Source organism: Psychrobacter sp. ANT_H59, from assembly GCF_008369225.1.
GTDB lineage: Bacteria > Pseudomonadota > Gammaproteobacteria > Pseudomonadales > Moraxellaceae > Psychrobacter > Psychrobacter cryohalolentis.
This window is the reverse complement of the sequence record NZ_VOBE01000003.1, coordinates 333,793-347,599: the sequence shown is the minus strand read 5'-3', so window position 1 is coordinate 347,599 and position 13,807 is coordinate 333,793. Positions and strand designations below refer to the sequence as shown.

At 42.1% G+C, this 13,807-nt stretch carries 12 protein-coding genes; 7 read left to right on the top strand and 5 right to left on the bottom strand.

All coding sequences use genetic code 11. From position 1 onward, the window contains the following. Nucleotides 1–2: 2 nt before the first annotated feature. Together FQ083_RS07140 and FQ083_RS07135 are read left to right on the top strand one after the other, a co-directional pair. Nucleotides 3–497, top strand: coding sequence for a hypothetical protein (locus FQ083_RS07140; RefSeq protein ID WP_262880937.1), 495 nt, complete (start codon nt 3–5; stop codon nt 495–497). 82 nt (nt 498–579) lie between these two features. Continuing rightward, a complete protein-coding gene (locus FQ083_RS07135) occupies nt 580–1,107 on the top strand; it encodes a cytochrome b (protein ID WP_149409359.1) in 528 nt (175 codons plus the stop codon). Between the two features lie 174 nt (nt 1,108–1,281). Here the strand turns inward: FQ083_RS07135 and minE are convergent, their stop codons facing one another. From minE to FQ083_RS07110, 5 genes are all read right to left on the bottom strand, one after another. Continuing rightward, nucleotides 1,282–1,569, bottom strand: a complete 288-nt coding sequence (gene minE / locus FQ083_RS07130) for a cell division topological specificity factor MinE (RefSeq protein WP_011514407.1) — start codon at nt 1,567–1,569, stop codon at nt 1,282–1,284. A gap of 2 nt (nt 1,570–1,571) precedes the next feature. Next, nucleotides 1,572–2,384: a septum site-determining protein MinD gene (gene minD, locus FQ083_RS07125; RefSeq protein ID WP_011514406.1), complete on the bottom strand. Its 813-nt coding sequence runs from the start codon at nt 2,382–2,384 to the stop codon at nt 1,572–1,574. A 359-nt stretch (nt 2,385–2,743) separates the two neighbouring features. After that, nucleotides 2,744–3,616 (bottom strand): septum site-determining protein MinC, encoded by an 873-nt coding sequence (gene minC / locus FQ083_RS07120; protein WP_149409358.1) that lies wholly within the window; start codon nt 3,614–3,616, stop codon nt 2,744–2,746. Nucleotides 3,617–3,702: 86 nt separating this feature from the next. Next, nucleotides 3,703–4,818 carry a hypothetical protein gene (locus tag FQ083_RS07115; protein ID WP_149409357.1) on the bottom strand — a complete coding sequence of 372 codons (1,116 nt, stop codon included), beginning with the start codon at nt 4,816–4,818 and terminating at the stop codon, nt 3,703–3,705. A gap of 180 nt (nt 4,819–4,998) precedes the next feature. Then, the gene (locus FQ083_RS07110; RefSeq protein WP_149409356.1) at nt 4,999–5,967 is read right to left on the bottom strand and encodes an acyltransferase; all 969 of its coding nucleotides are present in this window, start codon (nt 5,965–5,967) and stop codon (nt 4,999–5,001) included. A gap of 605 nt (nt 5,968–6,572) precedes the next feature. On the opposite strand from FQ083_RS07110, the gene FQ083_RS12895 reads away from it, so the two are divergent. The 5 genes from FQ083_RS12895 (at nt 6,573) to FQ083_RS07085 (ending at nt 13,806) form a co-directional block, all read left to right on the top strand. Beyond that, nucleotides 6,573–7,226, top strand: coding sequence for an OmpA family protein (locus tag FQ083_RS12895; protein WP_011514402.1), 654 nt, complete (start codon nt 6,573–6,575; stop codon nt 7,224–7,226). A 313-nt stretch (nt 7,227–7,539) separates the two neighbouring features. After that, entirely contained in the window at nt 7,540–8,988 is a 1,449-nt protein-coding gene (locus FQ083_RS07100) for an imelysin family protein (RefSeq protein ID WP_149409355.1), read from the top strand. 279 nt (nt 8,989–9,267) lie between these two features. Next, nucleotides 9,268–10,941, top strand: coding sequence for a di-heme oxidoredictase family protein (locus FQ083_RS07095; protein ID WP_149409354.1), 1,674 nt, complete (start codon nt 9,268–9,270; stop codon nt 10,939–10,941). A 120-nt stretch (nt 10,942–11,061) separates the two neighbouring features. Further along, complete coding sequence (locus tag FQ083_RS07090) at nt 11,062–12,225, top strand: imelysin family protein (protein WP_149409353.1); 1,164 nt, start codon at nt 11,062–11,064, stop codon at nt 12,223–12,225. 3 nt (nt 12,226–12,228) lie between these two features. Beyond that, a complete protein-coding gene (locus FQ083_RS07085) occupies nt 12,229–13,806 on the top strand; it encodes a DUF1513 domain-containing protein (protein WP_149409352.1) in 1,578 nt (525 codons plus the stop codon). Nucleotide 13,807 lies beyond the last annotated feature (1 nt).

Below are 13,807 nucleotides of genomic sequence, written 5' to 3'. Positions count from 1 at the left end.
AGATGTTAAAACATTCATTTGAGGCAGTAAGCTTATTGACCACCACTAATGGTATGCTCGATGTGACGATCATTCCAGCGCTTGATCAGCCGGATTGGCTTGTTCCTAGTGGTTTGATTTTGAGTATAGATGAGTACAGTGAATATACACAATTTTATGAGTGGCAACAACAACAAATCGCTGTGTTCCATATGTTGCCAAGCCATCAAACGCCAGATAAGATGGTTATATTGGAAGGAAATACATCAGCGCATCGTATTGCTTTGCAAACTTCAGGTGAGGTGCGTCAACTACAGGCGCGTATTTCTGATGTGAAAGATGTTGAGCTACCTGAGCATTTTATCAAGTCAAATAGCAATATCGATACGGTTAATGAACGTGTACAAGAAGAGGTTGTGCTATCCTATCTTTTTCAGACGGTCATGATTGATAATATGCTGTATTTGGTGCCAGATTTGGATAAAATTGCGCATCAATTGGTAGATTTAGACGGCTAGTTTGCTCATTAAGTCACTATCTATATCTATGCCTAAGCGCTTATTAAGCAATCAGTAGCGACAGAGGTAACACAGTAAATTTATGAATACTACTCATTCCAACCTAACAAAATGGTCCTTTGCTAGTCGATTTTTTCACTGGATTAGCGCGATTTTATTGCTGATTACATGGACCATGATTTTTTTATATGACAACCTAGATAGCAATCTCTATATTGGGCTACATAAAGCCTTTGGGGTTAGCCTATTATTTTGGATGATAGCACGAGTCATTAATCGCATCTTTACCAAAGCGCCACCAGCAGTATTGATGCCGAAATGGCAAATGCTGCTTTCTCGATTGTCGCATTTTGTACTTTATGCTCTGTTGATTGCGATGCCAATAGCAGGGTTACTGATGTCTTTGTATGGTGGCCGTCCGGTTGATATATTTGGTATATTTCAGATACCTGTACTAGTAACCCCAGATAGAGGGTTGGCTCGACTCTTTAATGACTGGCATGTAGATATCATTTGGCCAATGATTATCGCCTTTACTGTACTTCATATCGGGGCGGCTTTGTATCATCAGTTTGTGAAAAAAGACAACCTCATAGCACGTATCAAGTAATAGACTTTTAATATCGTTACGACATATCAAAAGTGCTGCTTATAGCACTTTTGTATTAAGAAATGGCATCTATTTCTTAGTTTCCACAGTGTAAAATATACCCGTAAAAAAGCCCTGCGTATCATACACAGGGCTTCTTTTAATGATCAAAATAAATATGGGCTAACTATAAATTTACTTTTTATGCTCAGGTAAATTAATATTCATCTCAAGCACGTCCAAGCTGTCTTCAGAACGATGATTGATATTGACATCATCAATCTGTACGCCATTGACATACTTATTGACCACTTCTAATATCTCACGTTTCATTTTTTCGATACGGTCTGCGGTCAAGCGATTGTTTAAGCGATTTTCACTTGCGACAATAACCTTTAAGCGCTCAGTTGCCATATTGGCACTGCCTGCATTGCTGTCGTCAGTGCCAAATAAGCTACTCCAAAATCCTTTTTTCTTACTCATTATTAACCCCCAAACCAGCGCTGTAATAGACTCTTTTTCTTCACATCAATATGACGTAATGGACGTTCTTCCCCTAGGAAGCGAGCGACAATATCATCATAACATTGACCAGCAATAGAGTCGGTATAATGAATCACGGGCTCACCGTGGTTAGAAGCTTCCAGCACGGAATGACTCTCAGGAACCACGCCCAGTAATGGAACTTTTAAGATGTCATTTGAGATGGTTTCAATATCCATCATCTCATTGGCTGCTGCGCGCTCTGCATTATAGCGCGTGATAATCAGATGCTCACGTACAGAACCTTGGTTTTCAGCCACTTTTTTCGTCTGGCTTTGCAAGATACCAATGATGCGATCTGAGTCACGTACTGATGAAATCTCAGGGTTGGTAACGATGATAGCTTCATCCGCATGATACATGGCGAGCTGCGCGCCGCGTTCGATACCTGCAGGTGAGTCGCAAATAATGTAATCGAATTGCTTAGAAAGCTCTTCCATAATCTCTGCCACACCGTCATCTGTTAACGCATCTTTATCGCGCGTTTGACTGGCAGGTAGAATGTAAAGATTTTCCAATTGCTTATCTTTGACAAGCGCTTGTGATAGGCGTGCATTGCCATTGATTACATCGACAAAGTCATAAACAATTCGATTTTCGCAGCCCATAATCAAGTCTAGATTACGCAAGCCTACATCAAAATCGATAACAACTGTCTTATAGCCACGTAATGCTAAACCGGCGGCAAAAGAAGCACTGGTCGTGGTTTTACCCACACCGCCTTTACCCGAAGTGATTACAACAATCTTCGCCACAATGGCACACTCCTATAAATTGATGAATTGATGAGATATTTATTATATAAAACAGCATATATTATATATAAAGCATTATGCTTTCTGGTCGTCCATACGCTGTATATATACTCTCTGCGAGCGTAAGCCTAGCATAAATATAGCAGAACTTATAGCAAGTCTCTATTAAAGTATACAAACGGCTAAGATATAAAATTAAGCGATTACCTAACTGATATATAAGGACGTAGGTGTGGTAAATAGTGGCAGAGCTAAAAATTCATCATAGCGCAGTTTTGTTAAATAAACTTACTACAATATGAATTAAAAGGGTTTTTGACATATTTACTTTTTAACCTTAACAATATCTATATAAATGACTAGGGTTTGACGCCTTTATTAATCTGAGATTCATCAATGATCGTAAATACCAAACCTTGACCTTCTAAAAACCGCACTTCGACCGATTTATCAATCACATGCTCAGGCAGATTGTCACGTAAGCAATAAGTACCGGCGACTGACACCAGAGAGGGGTTAAAAACTTGGCAAAAAATGCGTGCGTCTTTATCGCCCGTAGCCCCTGCGACCAAGCGACCTTGAGCACGACCATAAACGTGCAAATTATTATCAGTAATAGCTTCAGCACCACTATTGACACTGTTGGTCAAAATCAAATCGCCACCGACATGATTGAGACTTTGTCCTGAGCGCAGCATTTGATCATAGATAAGACTGGTAATATGCTCAGTACTGATAAGGGTTTCTGCTGTTTCTACAGATGAATCAGCTTGCATTTCTGCGCTTGTTTGTAGCGCTTGATGAGCACTCACGTTATCCGTCTTAGACTCACTATTATCAGTAGCAGCCGTTGTAGAAGCAGCAACTTGGCTTAACTGCGTGACTGCTTTTTTACTGGGTAATATGCGCTCAATACGCTTGCCATCTGCTGGAAATATTGCCAAGCGTAGCTCACGTGCTTGCGCGTCAAGTAGCCCCGTCACGACGCCGATAGGCTGTAAACCCCAAGACCATAGCAACTCGACCAGTGCTGATAGATCTTGCTCAACCTCGCTATCAATCAACACAGGAATATGACTGCTCTTATTGCTCAACGTACTTTGTAATTGAGCAGCAATCGCCACAAAGTCATCGGTACTAAACTGTACCCGTGAAAAGGTCAGCATTTTGCCATAAAAGGCTAAAGCAGGCGTGGCTGACGAAGTGTCGGTATAGTTGTCGGCAATGGTCATAATCTACATCCTCAAAAGGTAATCGTAATGCTATATTCGTGGTGATATTTTTCTTATCAAATCATTATTTTAAAGCTTTAAAGATTCTATAATTTAAGCAAGTCTTGATGCTTCCACTGTTGAACTTTTATTTGCGCTTCAAATTCTGTCAGACCATTATCGATAATGCTAGCAATGAGATGGTCTAATGCCGGATTGTCTGTATCGATTTGAGCGATCCCACTAGCGATAGCGACCATCAATGCGTCAAGGCGTTCGGCGTCAAGTAGACGCTCGTTGAGCGCATAAACCACATTTTCACCAATATTTTGCCCCACATGTTGTAGCTGTGATTCAATCAAGCTACCCGCAATAGGTATCATACGCAGATAGCGGCGCAATTCTGGCGTATTGGCAAGACCATCTTGGATCGCATTGCCCACTTCACTAGCGATGATAGCGCCGCCACCTGCTGACTCAGTTAGAGCTTGTAGTTTTGGTGTCATCTCTTTACGCAGTAGTGACAGTATAGCGGCTTCAATCTCATCACGATTGCGCGAGATGGTAGAGTCGATAAACGATTTTTGCCTCTTCGGATCAGTAAGCTCCTGCCGAAAGGTCTGAATGGTCGTTAAAATAACTCGGTCAGACAACTCCTCTAATACTACATCGATATAGAAGTTGATTCTATTGATCCATGGCTGGGGCAATACTTGATAGCCTAGTTGATATAGTCGTCGTCCGATAATAACAACGCGAAATAATCGCAGCGCACGCAATTGCGGAAAACAGCCTAATACCTCGTACCAATGCACAAAAGGAAAAAAGAACCAGCGGTAATAGATTTTTTCTTTGATGGCAATGGCCCAGCGTAATAGCAGCTCTGCAATCAAAAACAAGGTAAAAAAGCCGCCCACGGTACGTAATGAGTCATGGATATTACTTTGATACCAGATCAACTGATTGGAAATTCCAAGCCAGTTTGCCGCGTCACTACTAAAACTACTCATCAAAATAGCATCAGTACTGATAACCAATAAATCAATACTGATGGCGATAATCATCACGATATCATAAGTAAGCTTTAAACGATTTGGTTTAGGACGATTTGGTCTTGAAGGCGGAGTCTCTGGTGACCCTGTTGGTGGCTCTGACCCTGCTAAGGACTGATTGAGCGTGGACGTTGACTCTATGGGCGGGCGAGTAGTGGAAGAGGCGGGCACAGTCAGTCCTTATAAGTAATAAATGGCAGCAGTCATGAGAAGTATTACACCAATCACAACAAAATCAACACAGCGTTCTAACGGTCATTCACATTATCAATGAATAACGCCAAAAAACAACCCATCAACCATTATAATTTGGTATTTTGCCATTTATCTTCTTTCAAAGAATGCTGTCATTTAATTGCTCGAATTGTCAACCTTAGGATTGGTTTCAAACTCAGCCAACATAGTGGTGATACGCTGATCTTTTTGTTGCCAAACATGCTCTACCCAATCAAACATTTGTGCTTTTATATCCTCATCGTTTTCATAGCCACCTTCTTTGATTCCAGAAAATAAATCATCAGGTATTTCAAGATAGCGCACATCAACGCCTAAGCGCTTGATATCGCCTTTCCACAAATCCCCGTAAGTTGGTACCCCATCAGGATAGACAATGGTCATATCTAAGATACCATCGATGTCTTCACCTAAAGCACTAATCGCCAGCGATAAACCGCCAGCTCTTGGTTTTAGCAGATGGGTATAAGGCGAGTTTTGCTTATCATGCTTTTCTTTGGTAAAGCGTGTACCTTCTAAATAGTTCAGCAAGGTAAAAGGTTTGTCTTTTAATAACGCGCAAGCACGCTTTGCCTCTTCGATATCTTTACCTTTTAAAGCAGGGTTTTTGGCAACCGCTTCTTTAGAGTGACGACGCATCATCGGAAAATCTAAGAAGTAAAAAGCCTGACCAACAATCGGGATATAAATCAGCTCAAATTTCGTAAAAAATCGCGTGAGGGGTAAGCGTTTTTCGCTAATGTATTGCACAATACTGGTATCAACCCAAGATTGATGGTTGCTGACGAGCAGATATTTGCCATGCACATGTACATCATCAGGTAGCGTGATACGCCAATCTTTTCTTGGTAAGAGGTTTTTTATTAAGGCATTGTTACTACTAATCCAGTGATTGGTAATTTTAATCACTGTTTGATCTGCAATAGGTGCGCCAGTGATAATCTTGCCCATACCCATCAACCACAAGGGAATACTACCACCAAAGCTATTGGCAGCAATAACACCCGTTGCCGTTGCTAGCGAAACCGCTTTGCCCAATTTAGGGGCACGCTGATGGAGTTTTTGCATGGTGGCGTTTAAGCGCATGACCCATTCCTCTCTGTTAATTTTACAAATATATCAATAGTATGTTTTAAGTATTTCTAACACTACATAGACTCAAAGGCTTAGCTTGCAGGCAATAGGACAACACATATAAGTTTTATTTTTACGCATTTTGACTTTGCTAGAATCTTGATAATATAGTCATATTCACTTAGCCTACAGATACTGCTAATATTAATAGTTAACGGCAGCCTTTTATAGATAAGGCTTTAATAATTAAAGAGTCTTCTATGTAGCGTGATTTCATATTTAGATTTTCGCACTGGCTGTTAATAAAAGAGCGCTTAAGTGATAAGACCCTTACTTTTATTCTTGTAATGTTGCTGAGTGATTTTAGCAGAAAAAAATAGAGTGTACGGCTGTAAACGTGACTTGCGATAGCAAATTATGCATTTAACAAAGTCGTATTTATCAACACTTATGCACTTCTCATACATAGATGTGACAAAATATTACACAGAATTAGAATGAGATTGCCATAATACTTTTAGTGTCGATAAACACCCAAACAATATAGTTAATGGCTAATTTGTCGTTAGCGTCTTTTATAAAAGTACGATTATTTTTTCAACTTAAGAGGACATATTATGCGTAATACATTAATGGTTGCAGCAATCGCTTCAGGTTTGGCTCTTACTGGCTGTGTCACTGATCCTAACACTGGACAACAACGTCTTAACAAGTCTGCTATCGGCGCACTAGCTGGTGCTGCAGGTGGTGCGACTATCTCAAAAGCGACTGGTGGTGATAAAACTGGTCGTGATGCTGCTATTGGTGCTGCATTAGGTGCTGGCGTTGGTTACTATATGGAGCGTCAAGCTCGTCAGCTTGAGCAACAAATGGCTGGTACTGGCGTAACGGTTAAGCCAAACGCTAACGGTAACATTGATCTGGTTATGCCAGGTAGCATCACTTTCTCGTTTGATGATGCGACTTTGAACAACTCATTTAAGCCAACGCTTGATAAACTTGCTGCGACAATGAATGAGTATAACCAAAACACCATCACTATTGCTGGTCATACAGACAGCAAAGGTACTGATGCTTATAACATGAAGTTATCACGTGACCGTGCTTATGCAGTAGCGAACTACTTAAGTGCGCGTGGCGTAGCATCTAACCGTATCAATGTTGTTGCTTATGGTGAGTCACGTCCTGTTGCTGATAACAATAGCGAATTTGGTCGTCAACAGAACCGCCGTGTTGAGCTGACAGTTAACGCACCACAAAGCGTTCGTTAATTTTAAATGATTAGCTAATAGTTAATATCGAAAAAAGGTCAGCATAAAGCTGGCCTTTTTTTTGTCTTGAATTTTGTCTTTCATTAAGAAATTATATTTGATAATAGTTATCAATAACATTATAATTCCCATGCATTTATTTTGCGGATAGCTATTTTTTCAGTTTTCAATAGCAAACTGATCATTGCTATTATCTATAATCAAGCTGTTTCAATGCCCGATACAGTGCTGGTTTCGCCTATTTTCATTACTAGTATCGATGTGAAAGATTTATCTTATCTCTTATTTATTTTGCAGCCCATCAAGGACATCTATGAATATCACGACAGTGACAAGCCGTAAAATCTTACCGACTACTTTAGCTGCTGCACTGACAGGGATATTGATGGTATCAGGTTGTAGCAAACAGTCTGATGAAAAAGCGACCACAGATACACCAGTTGAAACCGCAGAGAAAACAGCTAGCAAAACTTCATCAGCTGCTGATAAAGCTCATATGGATCGCTTGCTTATCAGTTATGCGGATATGGCACATGCTGCATACAAAGATTCGTTAGAGATGGCAAAGCTTTTACAGAGCGCCGTCAATACTTATATAGAAACACCAACGCAAGCAAACTTGGATGCTGCAAAAGCCGCTTATAAAGCCGCGCGCCAGCCATACTCACAGACTGAAGTATTTAGATTCGATGAAGGTTTTGTGACTGCCAACGACAATCGTAATATTGGTAGTACGGACAGCTGGGAGGGGCAGGTGAATGCTTGGCCTTTAGATGAAGCATTGATTGACTACGTAAGCGCTGACTATGAAGGCGAGTACAGTAGTAAAGACAACATCATTAATAGCGATAGCATTAGCGTTGGTAGCCTCAAGCAAGATACTAGTACCATCACGCCTGAGCTGCTCGCAGAGATGAATGAGATTGGCGGTAGTGAATCCAATGTGACCACAGGCTACCATGCTATTGAGTTTATGCTATGGGGTCAAGATACCAATGGCGTCGCTGAAGGTGCTGGCAACCGCCCGTTCAGTGATTATCTAACGACTGACGGTCAATGCACTAGCGGCGAGAATGTCAATCCTGACGCTAGTATCTGTGAGCGCCGCGGACAGTATCTAAAAGCAGCAACTCAACTACTGGTTGATGATTTGACCGCGATGGAAGCGCAGTGGCAACCTGACAGTGAAAACACCTTGCGTAGCGACATGATGGCACGTAGGGATAGCAATAGTCTGCGCCAAATTATGTATCAAATGGGCAGCTTAGCACTTGGGGAGCTTGCCTCTCAACGCATCCAAGTAGCGTTCGTCACTGGCTCTACTGAAGATGAGCATGAGTGTTTTAGTGATTTGACACACTTAAGCTATGCTAATAACGCTCGCGGTATCCAAAATGTCTTTAATGGTAGCTACAAAACGGTCACGGGCAAAACCGTAGGTGGTTATGGACTGAAAAACTATCTTGTCGATACTGGCAATATCGAAGCTGCGGATAAGCTAGCGGCTGATTTTGCAAAAGTAGAAGCTGCCTTTAATGTCATTGTTGAAAAAGGTGAAAAAGAAAATATCAAGATTGATCAGATGATTGCCACTGTAGGACAGGCGAGTAAACATGGTGTTTCTGCTGAAGAGCAAAACAAGCGTCGCGGTTGGATTGAAACCAGTATCACAAGTCTGCAAGAGCTGACAGCTGGAATTGAAAATGCTGCAAAAGCCGTCGGTATTGACAATTTAGATGCAGATGCAGGTTCGCAGTTTTAATTGCTCACTAATCTACTGTTTTAACAGCAAGCATAGCAATGATTGACATAGCATTGATCGATAATGCCTAATGAGTCGCTAACAGTGAATGAGACTTATTTTCATAAGAAAACAATATAGGTATAATAAACACGTTGTCAATTTTGCTTGGCAACGTGTTTTTTCATAGCGTATTAAAATAGCCAGATAAATCAGCGTGTCGCTGCCACTTATCGACTAGCAATAAAAAATTTTATAGCATGCGATTTTAATGGTTCTATACCAGAACTAAGGTACTCTATGCACGTCAAGAAAGGTTTTATCAGCAAACCACGCCCCATACCCCATTCTTCTCTTATATCCCAGTTTAAAACTGCCTCTGTCGGCATGTCTGCGCCATTTACCTTATCACTGGTATTATTGGGTGTCTTATCACTCAGTGCTTGTCAGCCAGTCAAAGACACTGATGATAATGCAGTCAATAAAGACAGCTTGCAATCAGAAGTGTTGACTCCTGAACGCCTCAGAACCATCGAAACACTCGCTGGCGTACCTATGCAGCAGCTTGCAAGCTTTGAGCCGCAAGAAATCAAGCAAGGCGGTGATACTGGGATTAGTATTACTAGTAGTGAGAGCTACTCTAAACCTTCATCGAACATTACCGCATCTCGCAAAGGCTCGTTCTTTATTGGTAATGCGTTTTTCCGTCAGCCGTGGGTAATTGCGCCTGCCAGTACGGATAGCCGTGATGGTCTTGGTGCGTTATTTAACGTCGCTGCCTGCCAGTCATGCCATGTCAAAGACGGTCGTGGTCATGCTCCTATGACTGCTGAGGACGATGCCGATAGTTTTCTGATTCGTTTGGCGATGCCAGCGACCACGGATGAACAGCGTCAGCAGTTAAAAGATTCACTTATTGAGAAAGTTGCTCATCCTATGTATGGTGGTCAATTGCAAGATCGCGGTATTCAAGGCGTCCCAGCAGAAGCAAGAATTGCCGTGCAGTGGAAAGATAAACCGGTTACCTTTGCCGATGGACATATCGAAACCTTGCGCGCACCAACTTTTAACTTGACCAATCCGGGTTATGGTGCGTTTGATGATGATATGATGGTATCGCCACGTGTTGCTTTACCTATGATTGGGCTTGGCCTACTTGAACAAATACCTGATGCGGATATTAAAAAACAAGCGGCTAGCAATCATAAAAACAGCAATGATATTAAGGGTAAATTTAACTGGGTCATGGATCCACAAACGGGTAAAGTTGCCTTAGGTCGGTTTGGCTGGAAAGCAGGGCAAACCAAGCTGATTACTCAAAATCAAAGCGCCTTTAATGAAGACATGGGTTTAACTTCAAATATCCGCCCACATGAATCCTGCATGCCAACACAAACCGCTTGTAAGAATGCGATAACGGGCGCAGATGAGCAAGGCAATGGTAAGCCTGCGGTTGAAGTCAATGATGAGGTGGCAAAATTTGTAGAATTTTATACGCGCAATTTGGCAGTACCGCACCGCCGTAATGCAGAGGATAAGGTGGTATTAGCAGGCAAAAAACGCTTTTACGATATGGGCTGCCAAAGCTGTCATACGCCAAGATATCAGCTACCAAAAACCGCTGATGATCATCTTGAGCAGCATGGACAAGTGATTTATCCTTATACAGATCTGCTGTTACATGACATGGGTGATGAGCTTGCGGATCGCACCATCGCTGGCAAACTGCCGCCAAAAAATTGGCAAGTTGAGTTTTTAGCCAATTCTTATGAGTGGCGTACGCCCGCTTTATGGGGAGTTGGACTTGCTCAAACCGTTGATCCACAAGCGACGTTTTTACATGATGGACGTGCCCGCACACTGATGGAAGCAGTATTATGGCATGGCGGCGAAGCCAAAAAACAGCAGCAAAAAGTGCTGATGCTTGATAAACAAGGACGTACTGAATTGAGTGCGTTTTTACAGTCATTATAAGCGTCTGACTGTGTTTTTTTAATCTTTAAATGACAGATAGATAAGGTTATCCGCCTGAAGGCTCTATCACTGCGATACTGATACTCGACGATAACGATTGATAATATTACTGAGAACTCTATGAAGATAAACCATGCGCTAGCAATGGCGCTCTCGGCATTAAGTGCTGGCATACTTATTAGCTGCGTCAAACCTGCTGATGACAATAAAGCGGCTGAAGTAGATAGCCAAGTTTCACAAGACAGTGCTGAGCCGAAAGCTGGCGAAAATGCTGCAGTTGATGGCAATACAGATAAGAATGTTGAAAAAATAGTCGCTGTCGATATCAATGCTGAGACTGAAAAAACCTATTTAACCCATGTAGCTAATGAGATTGTCATACCTGCTTATGCTGACGCGGCGAAACAAAGTGATTTGTTGCATGATTTGGCACAAAAACATTGTCAACAAGCGCCAGTCAGTGGTGATGAATTGCAAACGCTACGTGACCAGTGGCTAGTATTGGCACAAGCATGGGCAAGTGCTGAAATGGTCAACTTCGGTCCTGCGACCGCCAGTATGAGTAATCTTTATATCAATTATTACCCTGACGAGCGCGGTTTGGTACATAGCGGAGTGGCGGACCTTATCGCTGCCAATCCAAAACTGACCGCTGAACAACTTGCTAACGAAAGTGCCGTTGTCCAAGGTGTGCCCGGTTTAGAAGAGGTGCTTTATGCCAATGACAGCTTGGACGCTGGTCAGTGTGCGTATGTTATAAGCGCGAGTAGTGCGCTGAGCACACGCTTAAAAGCTATTGAGAAAAACTGGCAACAAAATGCGACTAAGCTATTAGCAATTGATAAAACTGCTGAAAGCGACCAAGGATTGAACCAATGGATTAATTCCCTACTGTCGTTGGTTGAGACGATGAAATCTAACGCCATTGATCAGCCATTAGGCTTGAGCGGTAAAGCCAAAGGTCATCTACCTGCTGCGACCGCAGAGCAAAGCCGCGCGATTATCAATGCAAAATTAGCGACTTTAAATAAAGCCATGACCGATCCGGTACTGACTGCTATCTTGGGCAGCAATAGTGAAAATAACGTGGCTGACAATCTATCGACTGCGCTCGCTGATACCACTACGTTATTGGCACAAATGCCAGAAGATTTAGCCACTGCTGATAAAGCCACGCAGCAAGAGCTGTATGATCATCTTACTAGCGTTACGCGCTTAATTAAGCGTCAATTGATTCCGGCACTTGGTCTCCGTGTCGGCTTTAACAGTAACGACGGTGATTAAATAATGGCTATTATCAAAGCGAGTCAAAAGGTCTCAGTGAATAAAAATCATAGGCAGTGGTATGCGCTAAAAGCAAAACCGTTTAGCCATGAGCTGCTGACAACCTCATTATTGACAGCGCTTGGTACGGCAACATTCGTCGGTATTCATCATCGTTATCGTAAGCAACGCCTAGTTGATGCTCGCCTGCAAGATTATGTGAGCGGTATTTATGCTCAATTGAATGCTGTGCAATCAGCTGCTACTGGTTCCAAGTCAACGCTTAGACGTTTGCGCTACGCCTGCAAGCAGGCAGCGTCAACGTGGCAACAAGCGTATCGCCTGCCAATGGATGATAACCAGCCTAGTAGCTGTGATTTGTCTGCGAATGATTTTAGGTCAATGCATACCACTACTATGCTGACTCGCCCTATATACTGGGTCAGTGGTGTGGCTTCTATGCCAAAAGACATCTCACTGCTAAGTGAGAGGGATGAAAACGATTTTGGTGTAGTCGGTATTGATGCCGATAGACAAATCGTTTGGCAAACGACCATGCCTGAACGTGTCCATGATATCGTCGTCCAACCAGCCTTTGATTCTCAAAACACCTTTGTTAATCACAACCAAAATCGTGATGTAGTGGTCATGGGTCGTCGTCCTAGTGAAAAATTCTGGGTGCTTGATACTGCGACAGGACAAGTAAAATTTGTGATCAACGCTGCAAACAACCGTCATTTTTATGGTCATGCTTGCTATAGCTCAGATGGCTCAAAGTTATACGTGACTGAAAATGACACGCTAATTTTAGACGGTAAAATCGGTGTTTATGATGTTAAAAATGGTTATCAAAAAATAGCAGAATTTGAATCGTACGGTATAGGTCCACATGAGCTCATTATGCATCCAGACGGTAAAACGTTGGTAATTGCTAATGGCGGTATCAAGACCGAGAGAGCATCGCGTGAAGAGCTTAATCTCGATACTATGCACCCATCATTGGTGTACTTAAACCGCCATAATGGCGATTTACTTGAACAAATTATGCCTGAGCATAATCAAATGAGTGTGCGTCACCTAGCCATGCACGATGATGGCACAGTGATGATAGGCATTCAGTTCCAAGGTGAAAAGCATATCAATGTGCCATTAGTATTGACGCACAAGCGCGGTGATGCTGATTTTAAACCCCTTATTATGCCAAATAACCAATGGCAACGCTTCCACCAATATATCGCTAGCGTTGCGGTTGATAGTAAACGCAATTTACTATGTGTAACCACGCCAATGGGTGGCTGTGCAGCAATATTTGATTTAACGACTCGAGCTCTAATCAACTCTGTCAGTTTGCCAGATTGTGCAGGTGCTTCCGTTTATAGCCGTAATATATGCAGTGGTAACGATGTTGTTAAGACTAATATAGAGCAACAATCCGGTTTTATCGTTAGTGATGGGCAAGGTCAATTAACCAGATTAACTATCAATGATTTAACAATATTAGACTCAGAACTAAAATCAGACGATATTGTCAAAAATGACAATATAGGCACAGATAGCAGACGCCATACAATGTCTTTTGATAATCATTTGCAAGCACTATGAT

Coding starts and splice junctions, on each gene's coding strand:
- FQ083_RS12895 (WP_011514402.1), top strand. CDS start 6,573: ATGCGTAATACATTAATGGTTGCAGCAATCGCTTCAGGTTTGGCTCTT.
- minC (WP_149409358.1), bottom strand. CDS start 3,616: ATGACCATTGCCGACAACTATACCGACACTTCGTCAGCCACGCCTGCT.
- FQ083_RS07095 (WP_149409354.1), top strand. CDS start 9,268: ATGCACGTCAAGAAAGGTTTTATCAGCAAACCACGCCCCATACCCCAT.
- FQ083_RS07090 (WP_149409353.1), top strand. CDS start 11,062: ATGAAGATAAACCATGCGCTAGCAATGGCGCTCTCGGCATTAAGTGCT.
- FQ083_RS07135 (WP_149409359.1), top strand. CDS start 580: ATGAATACTACTCATTCCAACCTAACAAAATGGTCCTTTGCTAGTCGA.
- FQ083_RS07140 (WP_262880937.1), top strand. CDS start 3: ATGTTAAAACATTCATTTGAGGCAGTAAGCTTATTGACCACCACTAAT.
- FQ083_RS07085 (WP_149409352.1), top strand. CDS start 12,229: ATGGCTATTATCAAAGCGAGTCAAAAGGTCTCAGTGAATAAAAATCAT.
- minE (WP_011514407.1), bottom strand. CDS start 1,569: ATGAGTAAGAAAAAAGGATTTTGGAGTAGCTTATTTGGCACTGACGAC.
- FQ083_RS07100 (WP_149409355.1), top strand. CDS start 7,540: ATGAATATCACGACAGTGACAAGCCGTAAAATCTTACCGACTACTTTA.
- FQ083_RS07110 (WP_149409356.1), bottom strand. CDS start 5,967: ATGCGCTTAAACGCCACCATGCAAAAACTCCATCAGCGTGCCCCTAAA.